This window comes from Janibacter corallicola NBRC 107790, from assembly GCF_001570965.1.
GTDB classification, from domain to species: Bacteria; Actinomycetota; Actinomycetes; order Actinomycetales; family Dermatophilaceae; genus Janibacter; species Janibacter corallicola.
Genome location: NZ_BCSR01000009.1, coordinates 81,326 through 94,510 on the forward strand (window position 1 = coordinate 81,326; position 13,185 = coordinate 94,510).

The following is a 13,185-nucleotide window of genomic DNA, read 5'->3' on the forward strand; positions in this document are numbered from 1 at the left end:
GCCGGGTCCCGGCGACTGCTCAGGCGGCCCGGTCCTTGCGCGGGCGGCCGACCGTGCGCTTGCGGGTGATGACGCGGCCGCGGTCGAAGAGTTCCCCGCCCCAGACGCCCCACGGCTCCCCGCGCTCCAGCGCCCCCTGCAGGCACATCGCCCGGAGCGGGCAGGGGCCACAGAGCGACTTCGCGTGCTCGAGCACGTCCGGGCTCTCGGCGAACCACGTCTCCGGGTCGCCCGTGAGGCAGGGTGTCAGGTGGGTCGGTGTCATGGCCGCCACCCTCTGACCTCAAGCGCGCTTGAGGTCAAGCCGGTAGAGTCGGTCGATGGACAAGCGCGACCTGCTGACCATCGGTGAGACCGCCGCACGGGCTGGCGTGAGCGTGCCGACACTGCGCTTCTACGATTCCAAGGGCCTGGTCCACTCCACGCGCACGTCCGGCAACCAGCGGCGGTACCCACGGCACACCCTGCGGCGGGTGGCCTTCGTCCGGGCGGCGCAGCAATTCGGCCTGTCGCTCGAGGAGATCGGCGAGGCCCTGGCGACCCTGCCGCGCGACCGGCCGCCGGCGGCCCGGGACTGGCGACGCCTGTCCCGCCGGTGGCACGACGCGCTGCAGGAGCGCATCGACGCGCTCGTCGAGCTTCGCGACACGACGAGCGGGTGCATCGGCTGCGGCTGCCTGTCGACGAGCAGCTGCCCGATCTACAACGCCGGCGACGTCCGCGGCCAGGAGGGCCCCGGTGCCCGGCGCTGGTCGTCGGGGCTGCGCGAAGGGGAGTGATCCTCCCTTCGGCGGACCTCGTCCGGCCGGCCTGAGAAGATGACCCCATGACCAGTGACGTGCCCCTCGAGCTGCCCGGCTACGCCCACGTCTACTCCGGCAAGGTGCGTGACCTCTACGCGCCGCTCGGTGGGGACGGCCGGCCGCGTGAGGACCGGCTGCTGCTCGTGGCGAGCGACCGGCTCTCGGCCTACGACCACGTCCTCGAGAGCCCGATCCCGGACAAGGGTGCGGTGCTGACCCAGCTCTCGCTGTGGTGGTTCGAGCAGGTTGCCGATCTCGTGCCGCACCACGTCGTCTCGACCGACGTGCCGGCGGCCGTCGCCGGGCGCGCGGTGCTCGTCGAGCGTCTCGAGATGCTGCCCGTCGAGTGCGTGGCGCGCGGCTACCTCACCGGTGGCGGGCTCAATGAGTACCAGGCGAGCGGCAGCGTCAGCGGCATCGAGCTGCCGGGCGGGCTCGTCGACGGATCGCGGCTGCCGGAGCCGATCTTCACCCCCTCGACGAAGGCGCCCGTCGGCGAGCACGACGAGCCGATCCCCTACGAAGGGGTCGTGGCCGAGATCGGCGCGGACCTCGCCTCGCGGGTGCGGGACCTGACCGTGCGAATCCTGCAGCGCGGCAACGAGATCGCCGAGCGAAGGGGGATCATCCTCGCCGACACGAAGGTCGAGTTCGGGATGCGTGGGGACGAGGTCGTCCTCGCCGACGAGCTCCTCACCCCGGACTCCTCGCGCTTCTGGCCGGCCGACCAGTGGGAGCCGGGGCACCCGCAGCCGAGCTTCGACAAGCAGTTCGTCCGGGAGTGGCTGACCTCGCCCGCGTCCGGGTGGGACAAGAACTCCGGTGAGGCGCCCCCAACGCTGCCGGAGGACGTCGTCGCGGCGACCCGGGCGAAGTACGTCGAGGCCTATGAGCGCCTGACGGGGCGGACCTTCCGCAGCTGAGTGACTGGGACCGTGTGGTGATGCGGCGTGCTGACGATGCGACAGGGACGCGCTGGGAGCCCGTGACGGCCGTCCAGGTCATCGCCCACCGCGTGGCGCGACGTCGCGTGTTCCTCGTGTGTGCCGGCATCTGGGCCGTGACCGCCCTGGTCCTCGGGCTCACGTCCGTGTGGGTGGGCGCGACCGCCGCCGGTGTCGTGCTCGCGGTCACGGCGTGTCTGATCGGGGGCGTCATGGCTGCCTGTGCCCTGGTGTGGCGACGCCACCCCGTGCCGAGCCCGAACCATCTGTACCCGATGATGCTGCCGCACACCCCGGCCAGCGGGTGGTCGTCGTTCGTCGTGGTCTCGGCCGCCTGGGTCGTCGCGTGCGTGGCCTCCGGGGCGATGGGCCAGTCGCTCGTCCGCGACGTCGTGGTGCTTGCGGTCGTGCCGGCGCTCATCGGGTCGCCGCTCCTGGTGCCCGGCCTGCTCATGGGTACGCGTCGACGCCGGCTGGCGGATCTGCTCGCGAGCAGCCCGGTTGCGCGGCGGGAGCTGGAGTCGCTCGCCTCCGACTGGCGGGATCCTGACGGCCGCCGGCCCTTCGGCCGGGTGTGATCGGTGTCACCAGGTCGGGTCCAAGGGGGTGAGGTGGCCGCGGGCGTCCTCGATGACCTGGCCGACGTCGAGGACCCGCTCGTCGTCGAAGCGGCGACCGATCAGCTGGACGCCAGTGGGCAGTCCGTCCGTCACGCCCGTCGGCACGGCCAGGAATGACGTCGCTTGCGCTGCACTGGCTCGCGTCGTGGTCGTCGTCTTCGTGCTCGTGCCATCAGGCGATGACCACCCATCGCCTCATCCCCCCCCACCACCGCTGGTCGATGCCTCGTAGTCGGAGGTCAGGCCGACAGTTCTCTTGGACGTATTGACGTGGCTTGACAACGGGCTTGCTGCGTATGCGCTAGCTGCTGGCCCCAAGGTGAGCGCGAGGCCTAGCGCGGCGGCGCTGGTCAGGAGACGTCGCACGGTGCCTCCTTCGCGCTCTTGCCGGTCAGTAGCTGTACCCCTGTCATCTGCCACGTCTCACCCTTGTCGGTGGAGGTGAGGCTGACCAGGTTCGCGGACTTGATCGGCTTCTTCGGGACCGGTTTCCCGGTCTCGATGTCGCCGGTGACGTCCTTGCCGTTCGGCGCGATCATCCGAACTGTCGACACGGAGCAGTCGATAACGGTCAGGTCCGGACCTCCCGACGCCTTCGGATCGAGCTTCTTGAGGTGGACTGACGTGGACTTGATCTTGCCCTTCTGGGTGACGTCCTTGTCCTCGAAGTACTCCAATTCCTTGTTGTAGTCGTGCACGTACTGCGGAGAGGCCCAGTCGGCATCCTTCTCCTCGTCCAGGGGCTTGTTGACGTTGTGCTTGTTGAGGTGGTCGATGGCCTTCTTGGCTTGGTCCAGTGCGTGGTCCTCGTCCTGGAGCAGGTCCGTGGAGGTGCTGCTACTGGAAGGTGGGTCGCTGCTGGAACTGTCGGGGCCGCCGGTGCCTTCGCTGGAGCACCCTGCCACCGCGAGCGCGAGGGCGCTGGCCAGGGTGAGGGTGAGGCTGGTGCCTGGGCGGGTGTGTCGCATGTCCTCTCCTGGGTTAGGCGTGGCGGCGTTCTGTGGTGATGACGTCGTTGATGAGGTTGATGGTGTCATCTTCGAGGTCGTCTCCGAGGGGTTCGAGCGCGGTGCGGGCTTGGGTGATGGTGTCTCGGGCGGCGCCGGTTGCGGTGGCCCAGATGGCGGTGTGGGCGTCGCCGGTGGTGAGGTATCGGGTGGCCGCCTGCAGCAACCGGCGAACGCTCAATGCGGTCGGGGTGGCCCTGTTGGTCATGCCCGGCAGCCTGCTCGTCATCGTCGGTCTCACCCGCGGAGAGGGCGAGGAGGAGCGCGGGTTGCCAGCAGCTCGGGGACGCCCCTTGCCCCTCAGGGGGCGGGGAGGTCCGGGGGCCAATTAGACTCCCCGGTGGACCACCCCCTTCGCCCCCCAGGAGACACCCCGTGGGACGCATCGTCGTCGACGTCATGCTCAAGCCCGAGATCCTCGACCCCCAGGGCCAGGCGGTCCGCGGGGCCCTGCCCCGGCTGGGGTTCGACCAGTTCACCGACGTACGGCAGGGCAAGCGTTTCGTGCTCTCCGTCGACGGTGAGGTGACCGAGGCCCACCTCGCCAAGGCCCGCGAGGCCGCCGCGACCCTGCTGTCCAACCCGGTCATCGAGGACGTCGTCGACGTGTACGAGCTGACCACCGACGAGCCCGAGCAGGCCCCGATCACCGGAGCCGGGGCATGAAGGTCGGAGTCGTCACCTTCCCCGGCACCCTGGACGACGCCGACGCCCGCCGCGCGGTGACCCTCTCCGGGGGCCACGCCGTGCGCCTCTGGCACGGCGACGCGGACCTGCACGGGGTCGACGCGGTCGTCATCCCCGGCGGCTTCTCCTACGGCGACTACCTGCGCGCCGGGGCCATCGCCCGCTTCGCGCCGGTCATGGACGAGGTCATCGCCGCCGCGAAGGAAGGCATGCCGGTCCTCGGGATCTGCAACGGCTTCCAGATCCTCACCGAGTCCCACCTGCTGCCCGGCTCGATGATCCAGAACGACCACCGCCGCTTCATCTGCCGCGACCAGGTCCTGCGCGTCGAGAGCACCGACAGCGCGTGGACCTCCGGCTACGCGGCCGGCCAGGAGATGACCGTGGTGCTGAAGAACCAGGACGGCCAGTTCGTCGCCGACCGCGAGACCCTCGACCGGCTCGAGGGGGAGGGGCAGGTGGCCTTCCGCTACGTCGGCACCAACCCCAACGGCTCCGCCCGCGACATCGCCGGGGTGCGCAACGAGCGCGGCAACGTCGTCGGCCTCATGCCCCACCCCGAGCACGCCGTCGAGGACGGCTTCGGTCCGAGCCTGGACGGTCGGACCGTCTTCACCTCCGTCCTCGAGCAGGTGGTGTCGGCATGAGCCAGCAGACCGTGAGCACCCTGGACACCGTCACCCGCGCCGGGTCCACCCCCGACACCGAGCAGCCCTGGGCCGACCTCGGCCTCAAGCAGGACGAGTACGCGCGCATCCGCGAGATCCTCGGCCGGCGCCCCACGAGCGCCGAGCTGGCGATGTACTCGGTCATGTGGTCCGAGCACTGCTCCTACAAGTCGAGCAAGGTCCACCTGAAGCGCTTCGGCGACCTCCCGAGCGAGACCCCGCTCGGCAAGACCCTCGCCGGCATCGGTGAGAACGCCGGTGTCATCGACATCGGCCAGGGCTGGGCGGTGACCTTCAAGGTCGAGTCCCACAACCACCCCAGCTACGTCGAGCCCTACCAGGGCGCGGCCACCGGCATCGGCGGGATCGTCCGCGACATCATGGCGATGGGCGCCCGCCCGGTCGCGGTGATGGACCCCCTCCGCTTCGGTGCCATCGACCACCCGGACACCGCCCGCGTGCTGCCCGGCGTCGTCTCGGGCATCGGCGGCTACGGCAACTCCCTCGGCCTGCCCAACATCGGCGGCGAGGTCGTCTTCGACGACTGCTACCAGGGCAACCCGCTCGTCAACGCACTGTGCGTCGGCTCCCTTCGCCACGGTGACCTGCACCTGGCCAACGCCTCCGGCACCGGCAACAAGGTGATCCTCTTCGGCGCCAAGACCGGCGGCGACGGCATCGGCGGCGTCTCCGTGCTCGCCTCCGAGACCTTCGACGAAGGGGGACCGACGAAGCGCCCCGCCGTGCAGGTCGGCGACCCCTTCGCCGAGAAGGTCCTCATCGAGTGCTGCCTCGACCTCTACGGCGCCGGCGTCGTCGAGGGCATCCAGGACCTCGGCGGCGGTGGCCTCTCCTGCGCCACCTCCGAGCTCGCCTCCGCCGGCGACGGCGGCATGCACGTCGAGCTCGACCGCGTCCCGCTGCGCGACTCCACGCTCTCCCCCGAGGAGATCCTCATGTCGGAGTCCCAGGAGCGGATGATGGCCGTCGTCGCGCCCGAGAAGCTCGAGGACTTCCTCGCGGTCACCGGCCGCTGGGACGTCGAGGCCGCCGTGCTCGGTGAGGTCACCGACGGCGACAACCTCGTCATCACCTGGCACGGCGAGACCATCGTCGACGTCGAGCCGGGCACCGTCGCCCACGACGGCCCCGTCTACGAGCGGCCCTACGCCCGCCCGGAGTGGCTCGACGCCGTGCAGGCCGACACCACCGCCGGGCTGCCCCGGCCGCAGGACCTGCGCACGACCCTGCTGGACCTGCTCGCCTCGCCCAACCTGTGCGACAAGTCCTGGGTCACCGACCAGTACGACCGCTACGTGCGCGGCAACACCCGGCGCGCCATGCCCCACGACTCCGGCGTCGTGCGCATCGACGAGGAGACCGGTCTCGGTGTCGCGATCGCGACCGACTGCAACGGCCGCTTCGGCACCCTCGACCCCTACGTGGGAGCGCAGCTGGCCCTGGCCGAGTCCTACCGCAACGTCGCCACCTCCGGGGCGCTGCCGCTGGCCGTCACCGACTGCCTGAACTTCGGCTCGCCGGAGGACCCCGGCGTCATGTGGCAGTTCGAGCGCGCCGTCGCCGGGCTCTTCGACGCCTGTCTCGAGCTGGGCATCCCGGTCACGGGCGGCAACGTCTCCTTCTACAACCAGACCGGGGAGACCCCGATCCATCCGACTCCCGTCGTCGGCGTCCTCGGGGTCCTCGACGACGTCGCCGCATCGGTCGCCTCCGGCTTCGAGCACCCCGGCGAGACGATCGTCCTGCTCGGGGAGACCCGGGAGGAGCTCGACGGCGGTGAGTGGGCCCACGCGCTGCACGGCCACCTCGGCGGCACCCCGCCGCGGGTCGACCTGGCCGCGGAGAAGGCGCTCGCCGAGTTCTTCGTCGAGGCGGCCCGGCGCGGGCTGCTCACCAGCTCCCACGACCTGTCCGACGGTGGCCTGGCGATCGCGCTGGCCGAGTCGGTGCTCCAGGGCGGCACGGGTGCCGCGATCGACCTGCAGCCGGTGCTGGACCGGGACGGGGTCGACCTCTTCACGGCGCTGTACTCCGAGTCCACCGCCCGCGCCGTCGTCACCGTCCACGACGAGGATCTGGCGACGTTGGTCGGGGTCGCGGAGAGCCACGGCGTGCCGCTGGCGAAGCTGGGCCGCACCGACGGCACCGCGTTGCGGGTCGGTGGTGCCCTCGAGGTCGAGCTGGCGGACATGCGGGAGGCCCACGGCGGCACCATGCGGCGGTACTTCGGCTGATGGGAGCCTCCGGCCGGCTGGTGCTCTTCGACTGCGACGGGGTGCTCGTCGACAGCGAGCGCCTCAACGTGCGCACGTGGACGGCGATGATGCGTGACGCCGGGGTGGACTTCACCGAGCAGGACGCCGTCGACCACTTCGTGGGCCGGGCCTATGCCGACGGCCGGGCCACGATCGTCGAGCTCACCGGGGCGATACCGGACCCGGAGTGGGAGCGGACCTGGCGAAGGGAGTTCGCCCGCAGCCACGAGGAGCTGGATCCGATCCCCGGAGCCCGGGAGGCGGTGCTGGCCGTCCAGGACCTCGGGCACGATATCGCGGTCGCCTCCGGCTCGCTGTGGCAGGTCATCGGCACCAAGCTGGACCGCACCGGGCTCGTCGACCTCTTCCCCGAGGAGGTGCGCTTCAGCGCCGAGCAGGTCGACCGGGGCAAGCCCGCCCCCGACGTCTTCCTGCTGGCCGCGCAGCGCCTCGGGTACTCCCCGGAGCAGTGCCTCGTCGTCGAGGACAGCCGCGCGGGGGTGGACGCGGCCCGCGCTGCCGGCATGGGGGTCGTCGGGTACCACAGCGACCTCACGCCGACCGACTGGCTGGAGGCGGCCGACGCGGTCATCACGGACATGGTCGACCTGCCGTCGGTCGTCGCCCGGCTCACCCGCACCTGAGGGGCCCGCCCTCCGTCAGAGCACCTTGGACAGGAAGTCCCGGGTGCGCGACTCCTGCGGGTTCGAGAGCACCTCGCGCGGGTCGCCCTGCTCGACGACGACGCCGCCGTCCATGAAGACCAGCCGGTCACCGACCTCACGGGCGAAGCCCATCTCGTGGGTGACGACCATCATCGTCATGCCCTCGTTGGCCAGGGTGCGCATGACGTCGAGCACGTCGCCGACGAGCTCGGGGTCCAGGGCGGACGTCGGCTCGTCGAAGAGCATCATGTCCGGGTCCATCGACAGGGCCCGGGCGATCGCGATGCGCTGCTGCTGACCGCCGGAGAGCTGCCCCGGGTAGGCACTCTCGCGGTCACCCATGCCGACCTTCTCCAGGTTGCGTCGGGCGATCTCCTCGGCCTCGCTCTTCGAGCGCTTCTTCACCCGCTGCTGGGCCAGGGTGAGGTTGCGCAGCACGGTCAGGTGCGGGAAGAGGTTGAACTGCTGGAAGACGATGCCGATCCGGGTGCGGACCTGGTCCAGCTCGGTCTCCGGGTCGGTGATGTCGACCCCCTCGACGAGGATCGTCCCGCTCGTGGGCTCCTCGAGCCGGTTCACGCAGCGCAGCAGGGTCGACTTGCCGGAGCCGGAGGGGCCGATCACGCAGACGACCTCACCCTGGTCAACGTGGAAGTCGATGCCCTTGAGGACCTCGTTCTTGCCGAAGTACTTGTGCAGCTCCCGCACCGTGATGGCGTGCTCCGTCGTGGCTGTGCTCACCGTGCTCACCGTCCCCTCGACTGGCGTCGTTCCATGTAGGCCACCAGCTGCGTCAGCGGCAGCGTGATGACCAGGTACATCAGGGCCGCCATCACCAACGGCGTCGCATTGGCCAGCTGGGAGACGCCGTCCCGGGCGAAGGTGGTCAGCTCCCGGTCCGGGAGCGCCATGCCGGCGATGAAGAGCAGCGAGGTGTCCTTGATGATGATGACCAGCTCGTTGGTCAGCGGCGGGGTGATGATCCGGAAGGCCTGCGGCAGGACCACCGAGACCATCGTCCATCCCGGGCTCATGCCCAGGGAACGGGAGGCCTCGACCTGCCCCTTCGGCACGGCCTGGATGCCGGCCCGGATCGTCTCGGCGATGTAGGCCGCGGAGACGATGATCAGCGCGATCAGCCCCGCGCCGGCGCTGCCACCCGGTGGGCGCCAGTTGAAGGCGATCGGCACGGCGAAGGCGAAGCCGAAGATCACGAGCAGGGCCGGCAGCCCGCGGAAGAGCTCGATGTAGGCGGTCGAGACCCAGCGGTAGGGGGCCACCGGCGAGAGCTTCATCAGCGCGAGGACCAGGCCGAGCACCAGGCCGCCGGCGAAGGCGATCGCCGTGTAGACGACGGTGTTCTTCGCCGCGGTGGTGATGACGTCGGGCAGCGTCGACTTCGCCGCGTCCGCGTTGAAGAAGTTCGTGTGGATCGCGCCCCAGTCCGCGACGAGGAGGACGACCACCACGGCCACCACGAAGATGGCGTAGAGCGTGCCCCGGAAGAGGCGTCGGCGGGTGGAGGGTTTCACGTTCGGGGCCTTCCGACGGGTGAGCGTGGCCCGGACGGGGTCCGGGCCACGCTCGTGGGGGTGCTACTTCTTGTTCTCGCTGAAGTACTTGTCGTAGAGCTTGTCGTAGGTGCCGTCCTTGCGGAGCTTCTTGAGCTCCTTGTTGACGGACTTCAGGAGCTTCTCGCTCCCGGACTTCTTGACGGCGAAGCCGTACTGCTCGCTCGTGTCGTACTCCTGGGCGATGGTGAACTTCCCGCCCTCGGTGTGCCCGAGGTTGACCGGCAGGTCCTGCAGGACGACGTCGACGCCCCCGGACTGCAGCGCCGGGAAGAGCTCGGCGTCGCTGGGGTAGGACTTCATCTCGGCGTCGTCCGGGATGTGGTCCTTGGCGTACTTCTCACCGGTGGTGCCCTGCTGGACGCCGACGGTCTTGCCGGAGAGGTCCTTGATGTCCTTGATGTCGGAGTCCTTGGGGACCAGCAGGGACTGCAGCGAGTCGTAGTAGGGGTCGGAGAAGCTGAGGTTCTTCGCCCGCTCCTTGGTGATCGTCATGGCGCTGGCCCCGATGTCGCAGGTGCCGGCGTTCAGGGCCGCGCCGCTCTGCAGACCGTCGAAGCCGACGTCCTTGACGGACATCTTCAGGTCCATGCCCTTCGCGATCTCACGCATGAGGTCCATGTCGAAGCCGGTGTACTCCCCACCCTTCTCGAACTCGAAGGGCGGGTAGGGGACGTCCGAGCAGACGGTGAGGGTGCCGGCGGAGGCGAGGTTCATGCCCGAGTCGTCGCCCCCTTCGCTGCTGCCGCAGGCCGTGAGGCCGAGGGACGCGACGGCCACCAGGGCCAGGGGAAGTGCCGCTCTCATTGAATTGTCCGCCCTTACTCGCTGAAGTACTTGTCGTAGAGCTTGTCGTAGGTGCCGTCGTCCTTGAGTTCCTTGAGCTGCTTGTTGACGGCCTTGAGGAGCTTCTTGTTGCCCGTCTTCACCGGCATGCCGTACTGCTCACCGGTGTCGTACTTCTCCGAGATGGTGAACTTCGTGCCCTGGTTCGCGATGTTGGAGGGCAGGTCCATCATGACCGCGTCGACCGCACCGGACTCCAGCGCCGGGTAGAGCTCGGAGTTGCTGGGGAAGGACTTGATCTCGGCGCTCTTCGGGGCGTGCTTCTGCGCGTAGGCCTCACCGGTGGTGCCCTGCTTGGCCGCGATCGTCTTGCCCTTGGCGTCCTCGAGCTTGAACTTCGCGTTCTTCGGGACCAGCAGGGACTGCAGCGAGTCGTAGTACGGGTCGGAGAAGTCGAGGTTCTTCTCCCGCTCGTCGGTGATCGTCATGGCTGCGGCGCCGATGTCGCAGGTGCCGGCGTTCAGGGCCGCGCCGCTCTGCAGTCCCTCGAAGCCGATGTCCTTGACCTGCTGCTTCAGCCCGATCCCCTTGGCGATCTCCTTGGTCAGCTCCATGTCGAAGCCGGTGTACTCGCCGTTCTTCTCGAAGGCGAAGGGCGGGAAGGGCACGTCCGCGCACACGGTGAGCGTGCCCGGCGTGGCCAGGTTCATCCCGGAGTCATCGGAACTCTCGGAGTCCCCGCCTCCTCCGCAGGCGGTCAGGGCGAGGCCTGAGGCGGCCAGTACAGCGACTACGACACTGGAGCGCATGGGGTTCCTTTCCTCCGAACACCGACGGCGTGACGATATCAGCGGATCCCGCGCCCCAGATCACGAAGACGTCTCGTTTGGGCTCAGCGAGCGCGCCAACGTCCGGGATCGGGAGCCGCGGGCGACGGGGACGAGGCGGCGTCGGTCAGTGGCCGGCCGCCGGCGAGTCGCCGCTCCAACGTCGCCCCGGCGAGCACCCCGGAGGGGAAAGGCCACCGCAGCACCTGTCGCCGGATCTCCTCGACGTCGAGTGGCCGGTCCGAGGCCACGAGGACGGTGTTGCCGTAGCGCCGCCCCTTGACGACGTCCCGCATCGCGATGAGCGCAAGAGACGGTCCCTGAGGTGCAACGAAGGAGCCTCGAAGGGTCGCCACCACGTCCGCCACGTGCCGCAGCCCCGGCTCGTCGGGGCAGTTCAGGGCGAGCAGCCCGCCGGGCCGCAGCACCCGGGCGACGTCGCTGAAGAACTCGCTCGTCTGCAGCTCCGCCGGAACCCGCCCGTCGGCGAAGGCGTCGATCAGCACGACGTCGGCGGAGGCGTCCTTGAGCGCGGCGACGCCCTCCCGGCCGGCCTGCGGGCGGACCCGGATCCGGCTGCCGCGGGGGAGGGGTAGTCGCTCGCGGACCTGCGCCGTGAGCTGCTCGTCGGGTTCGAGGACGATCTGCGGGGAACCGGGCCGGGTCGCGTGCACCCACCGCGCGAGGGTCAGGCCCGCGCCCCCGACGTGGGTGGCCCCGATCGGGTCCGGCCGGGGGAAGCTCGCGTCGATGACCGCGGCCATGTGCTGCACGTACTCGAAGACCAGCCCCTCCGGGTCCTGCAGGTCGACGTGGCTCTGCGGGTGCCCGTCGACGGTCACGGTCACCCCGCCGTGCTCGTCCGGCACGAAGTCGATCTCGGCCACGGTGGGAGGATAGTCGCGTGGCAGCCAGGCGACGCATTCCCGAGGACGAAGGGCGCTCCGCCGTCCGCGCGTGGCGGCAGGCCGCCGATCGCTCGGCCGTGGACCGCGCGACGGTGGCGACGGCGGTGCGGCACACGGTGACCGCGCTCGCGGAGTCCGCTCCCGGGCGCAGCGTCGAGGTGAGGGTGCCTCCCTTCGCCGCGGTGCAGTGCGTGGAGGGCCCGGTGCACACCCGCGGCACCCCGCCGGCGGTGATCGAGACCGACCCGCAGACCTGGCTGGCGGTGGCGACCGGCGAGACCACCTGGGATGACGCGGTCGAGTCCGGCGACGTCCGGGTCAGCGGTCAGCGCACCGACCTCTCGGCGTGGCTGCCGCTCACCGCAGCGAGCTGACCAGCTCCTGCATCAGCTGCACGATCCGTACTGACTCTGCCAGGGGCATGACGGGGGACTCCAGCTCTCCGGCGGTCACCCGGAGGGCCACCTCCGTGGCCTCGTGGCGCAGGCCGCGGTGCAGCTCCATCGGGTCACCGGTCATCGTGTCGAGCACGACGCCGTCCGCGCCGACCAGGTGCATCGTCGTCGGCGTGTAGAAGTCCGCCTCGAGCTCCAGCCGCGCCCACGGGCCGTTGACGGACGCGGTCGTCGGGGTGAGCGCGGACATGTCCGTCGACAGCGCCCCAACGCCGCCGTCCGGCCCCTGCACCGCGTAGGCCATGCGCCGGTCCACCCCACGGTCGGTGAGCGTGCCCAGCCCGGTCGCGGCGGTGATGCCGCCGAGGACGAGCGAGGCGAAGGAGAGCGGGTAGATGCCCAGGTCGAGCATTGCGCCGCCCGCGAGGTCCGGGTCGGCGAGCCGCTGCGGGCCGTCCGGCCAGAGCAGCTGCCCGTGGTCCGCGAGGACCGTGCTCACCCCACCGAGCAGCCCGGCCTCGAGCACCTGGCGCAGGACGTCGACGTGCGGCAGGAAGCGGGTCCACATCGCCTCCATGCAGAAGACCCCGGCCTCGCGGGCGGCGTCCGCGATCTGCTGCGCCTCTTCGGGGGTGGGGGCGAGCGGCTTCTCGACGAGCACGTGCTTGCCCGCGCGGATGGCCAGCAGCGCGTGCTCCAGGTGCTCGCTGTGCGGGGTGGCGACGTGCACCACGTCCACTTCGGGGTCGGCGACCAGCTCCGCGTAGTCCCCGTGGGCTGAGGCGTTGGGGGCGTGCCGCGCCACGAAGTCCTCGGCGCGCTCCCGGGACCGGGACCCGACCGCGACGACCTGCTGCGCGGTCCCCTCGAGGGCATCGGCCATCTCGCCGGCGATCCATCCGGCGCCGAGCAGGCCCCACCGCAGCGGTGGCGCCGTCGCCGGGTCAGGAGTCCGAGGGGGCGGGAGCTTCATCCCCGGGACGTCCGCACGGGGTCGCTGGTCAGCCATGGCCCCAATCTAAGGGCCT

At 70.4% G+C, this 13,185-nt stretch carries 18 protein-coding genes; 8 read left to right on the forward strand and 10 right to left on the reverse strand.

The window, feature by feature from the left end:
- Positions 1–19: 19 nt before the first annotated feature.
- On the reverse strand, positions 20–265 hold the full coding sequence (locus JCO01S_RS05940; RefSeq protein ID WP_068252234.1) for a WhiB family transcriptional regulator: 246 nt from the start codon (positions 263–265) through the stop codon (positions 20–22).
- Positions 266–320: 55 nt separating this feature from the next.
- Here JCO01S_RS05940 and soxR point away from each other — a divergent pair, with 55 nt between their 5' ends.
- The 3 genes from soxR to JCO01S_RS05955 all read left to right on the forward strand — a co-directional run bounded on the left by soxR (position 321) and on the right by JCO01S_RS05955 (position 2,325).
- The gene (gene soxR, locus JCO01S_RS05945) at positions 321–779 is read left to right on the forward strand and encodes a redox-sensitive transcriptional activator SoxR (protein WP_068252237.1); all 459 of its coding nucleotides are present in this window, start codon (positions 321–323) and stop codon (positions 777–779) included.
- A gap of 47 nt (positions 780–826) precedes the next feature.
- Positions 827–1,726: a phosphoribosylaminoimidazolesuccinocarboxamide synthase gene (locus JCO01S_RS05950; protein ID WP_068252242.1), complete on the forward strand. Its 900-nt coding sequence runs from the start codon at positions 827–829 to the stop codon at positions 1,724–1,726.
- 62 nt (positions 1,727–1,788) lie between these two features.
- A complete protein-coding gene (locus JCO01S_RS05955) occupies positions 1,789–2,325 on the forward strand; it encodes a hypothetical protein (RefSeq protein ID WP_068252245.1) in 537 nt (178 codons plus the stop codon).
- Between the two features lie 6 nt (positions 2,326–2,331).
- On the opposite strand, the gene JCO01S_RS16365 is transcribed toward JCO01S_RS05955, so the two are convergent.
- The 3 genes from JCO01S_RS16365 to JCO01S_RS05965 all read right to left on the reverse strand — a co-directional run bounded on the left by JCO01S_RS16365 (position 2,332) and on the right by JCO01S_RS05965 (position 3,582).
- Positions 2,332–2,460, reverse strand: a complete 129-nt coding sequence (locus JCO01S_RS16365) for a hypothetical protein (RefSeq protein ID WP_281189179.1) — start codon at positions 2,458–2,460, stop codon at positions 2,332–2,334.
- A gap of 257 nt (positions 2,461–2,717) precedes the next feature.
- Positions 2,718–3,335 carry a hypothetical protein gene (locus JCO01S_RS05960; RefSeq protein WP_068252251.1) on the reverse strand — a complete coding sequence of 206 codons (618 nt, stop codon included), beginning with the start codon at positions 3,333–3,335 and terminating at the stop codon, positions 2,718–2,720.
- A gap of 13 nt (positions 3,336–3,348) precedes the next feature.
- Entirely contained in the window at positions 3,349–3,582 is a 234-nt protein-coding gene (locus tag JCO01S_RS05965; protein WP_157074500.1) for a hypothetical protein, read from the reverse strand.
- Positions 3,583–3,749: 167 nt separating this feature from the next.
- On the opposite strand from JCO01S_RS05965, the gene purS reads away from it, so the two are divergent.
- The 4 genes from purS to JCO01S_RS05985 are packed head-to-tail and all read left to right on the forward strand — an operon-like array spanning position 3,750 to position 7,649.
- On the forward strand, positions 3,750–4,040 hold the full coding sequence (gene purS, locus JCO01S_RS05970; RefSeq protein WP_068252258.1) for a phosphoribosylformylglycinamidine synthase subunit PurS: 291 nt from the start codon (positions 3,750–3,752) through the stop codon (positions 4,038–4,040).
- Positions 4,037–4,708 carry a phosphoribosylformylglycinamidine synthase subunit PurQ gene (purQ, locus tag JCO01S_RS05975; RefSeq protein WP_068252260.1) on the forward strand — a complete coding sequence of 224 codons (672 nt, stop codon included), beginning with the start codon at positions 4,037–4,039 and terminating at the stop codon, positions 4,706–4,708. Before purS ends, purQ begins: the two co-directional genes overlap by 4 nt.
- Complete coding sequence (gene purL / locus JCO01S_RS05980; protein ID WP_068252263.1) at positions 4,705–6,984, forward strand: phosphoribosylformylglycinamidine synthase subunit PurL; 2,280 nt, start codon at positions 4,705–4,707, stop codon at positions 6,982–6,984. The genes purQ and purL overlap by 4 nt, the downstream gene beginning before the upstream one ends.
- Complete coding sequence (locus JCO01S_RS05985; protein ID WP_084342674.1) at positions 6,984–7,649, forward strand: HAD family hydrolase; 666 nt, start codon at positions 6,984–6,986, stop codon at positions 7,647–7,649. The genes purL and JCO01S_RS05985 overlap by 1 nt, the downstream gene beginning before the upstream one ends.
- Before the next feature lie 15 nt (positions 7,650–7,664).
- Here JCO01S_RS05985 and JCO01S_RS05990 read toward each other — a convergent pair whose 3' ends face one another.
- The 5 genes from JCO01S_RS05990 to JCO01S_RS06010 form a co-directional block, all read right to left on the reverse strand.
- Entirely contained in the window at positions 7,665–8,411 is a 747-nt protein-coding gene (locus JCO01S_RS05990; RefSeq protein ID WP_174521065.1) for an amino acid ABC transporter ATP-binding protein, read from the reverse strand.
- Between the two features lie 5 nt (positions 8,412–8,416).
- The gene (locus JCO01S_RS05995) at positions 8,417–9,202 is read right to left on the reverse strand and encodes an amino acid ABC transporter permease (protein ID WP_068252269.1); all 786 of its coding nucleotides are present in this window, start codon (positions 9,200–9,202) and stop codon (positions 8,417–8,419) included.
- A gap of 63 nt (positions 9,203–9,265) precedes the next feature.
- Positions 9,266–10,021 carry a basic amino acid ABC transporter substrate-binding protein gene (locus JCO01S_RS06000; protein WP_245634342.1) on the reverse strand — a complete coding sequence of 252 codons (756 nt, stop codon included), beginning with the start codon at positions 10,019–10,021 and terminating at the stop codon, positions 9,266–9,268.
- A 41-nt stretch (positions 10,022–10,062) separates the two neighbouring features.
- Positions 10,063–10,737, reverse strand: a complete 675-nt coding sequence (locus tag JCO01S_RS06005; protein WP_068252274.1) for an ABC transporter substrate-binding protein — start codon at positions 10,735–10,737, stop codon at positions 10,063–10,065.
- Positions 10,738–10,919: 182 nt separating this feature from the next.
- Positions 10,920–11,741, reverse strand: a complete 822-nt coding sequence (locus JCO01S_RS06010; RefSeq protein ID WP_157074501.1) for a spermidine synthase — start codon at positions 11,739–11,741, stop codon at positions 10,920–10,922.
- A gap of 17 nt (positions 11,742–11,758) precedes the next feature.
- On the opposite strand from JCO01S_RS06010, the gene JCO01S_RS06015 reads away from it, so the two are divergent.
- Positions 11,759–12,136 carry a sterol carrier family protein gene (locus JCO01S_RS06015; protein ID WP_068252276.1) on the forward strand — a complete coding sequence of 126 codons (378 nt, stop codon included), beginning with the start codon at positions 11,759–11,761 and terminating at the stop codon, positions 12,134–12,136.
- Here JCO01S_RS06015 and JCO01S_RS06020 read toward each other — a convergent pair.
- Complete coding sequence (locus tag JCO01S_RS06020; RefSeq protein ID WP_245634343.1) at positions 12,120–13,166, reverse strand: Gfo/Idh/MocA family protein; 1,047 nt, start codon at positions 13,164–13,166, stop codon at positions 12,120–12,122. The genes JCO01S_RS06015 and JCO01S_RS06020 overlap by 17 nt on opposite strands.
- Between the last annotated feature and the right edge of the window lie 19 nt (positions 13,167–13,185).

Bases quoted from the DNA above. Each gene is read 5' to 3' on its own strand.
- JCO01S_RS05940 (WP_068252234.1), bottom strand. From the start codon at position 265: ATGACACCGACCCACCTGACACCCTGCCTCACGGGCGACCCGGAGACG.
- soxR (WP_068252237.1), top strand. From the start codon at position 321: ATGGACAAGCGCGACCTGCTGACCATCGGTGAGACCGCCGCACGGGCT.
- JCO01S_RS05950 (WP_068252242.1), top strand. From the start codon at position 827: ATGACCAGTGACGTGCCCCTCGAGCTGCCCGGCTACGCCCACGTCTAC.
- JCO01S_RS05960 (WP_068252251.1), bottom strand. From the start codon at position 3,335: ATGCGACACACCCGCCCAGGCACCAGCCTCACCCTCACCCTGGCCAGC.
- JCO01S_RS05965 (WP_157074500.1), bottom strand. From the start codon at position 3,582: ATGACCAACAGGGCCACCCCGACCGCATTGAGCGTTCGCCGGTTGCTG.
- purQ (WP_068252260.1), top strand. From the start codon at position 4,037: ATGAAGGTCGGAGTCGTCACCTTCCCCGGCACCCTGGACGACGCCGAC.
- purL (WP_068252263.1), top strand. From the start codon at position 4,705: ATGAGCCAGCAGACCGTGAGCACCCTGGACACCGTCACCCGCGCCGGG.
- JCO01S_RS05985 (WP_084342674.1), top strand. From the start codon at position 6,984: ATGGGAGCCTCCGGCCGGCTGGTGCTCTTCGACTGCGACGGGGTGCTC.
- JCO01S_RS06005 (WP_068252274.1), bottom strand. From the start codon at position 10,737: ATGAACCTGGCCACGCCGGGCACGCTCACCGTGTGCGCGGACGTGCCC.
- JCO01S_RS06020 (WP_245634343.1), bottom strand. From the start codon at position 13,166: ATGGCTGACCAGCGACCCCGTGCGGACGTCCCGGGGATGAAGCTCCCG.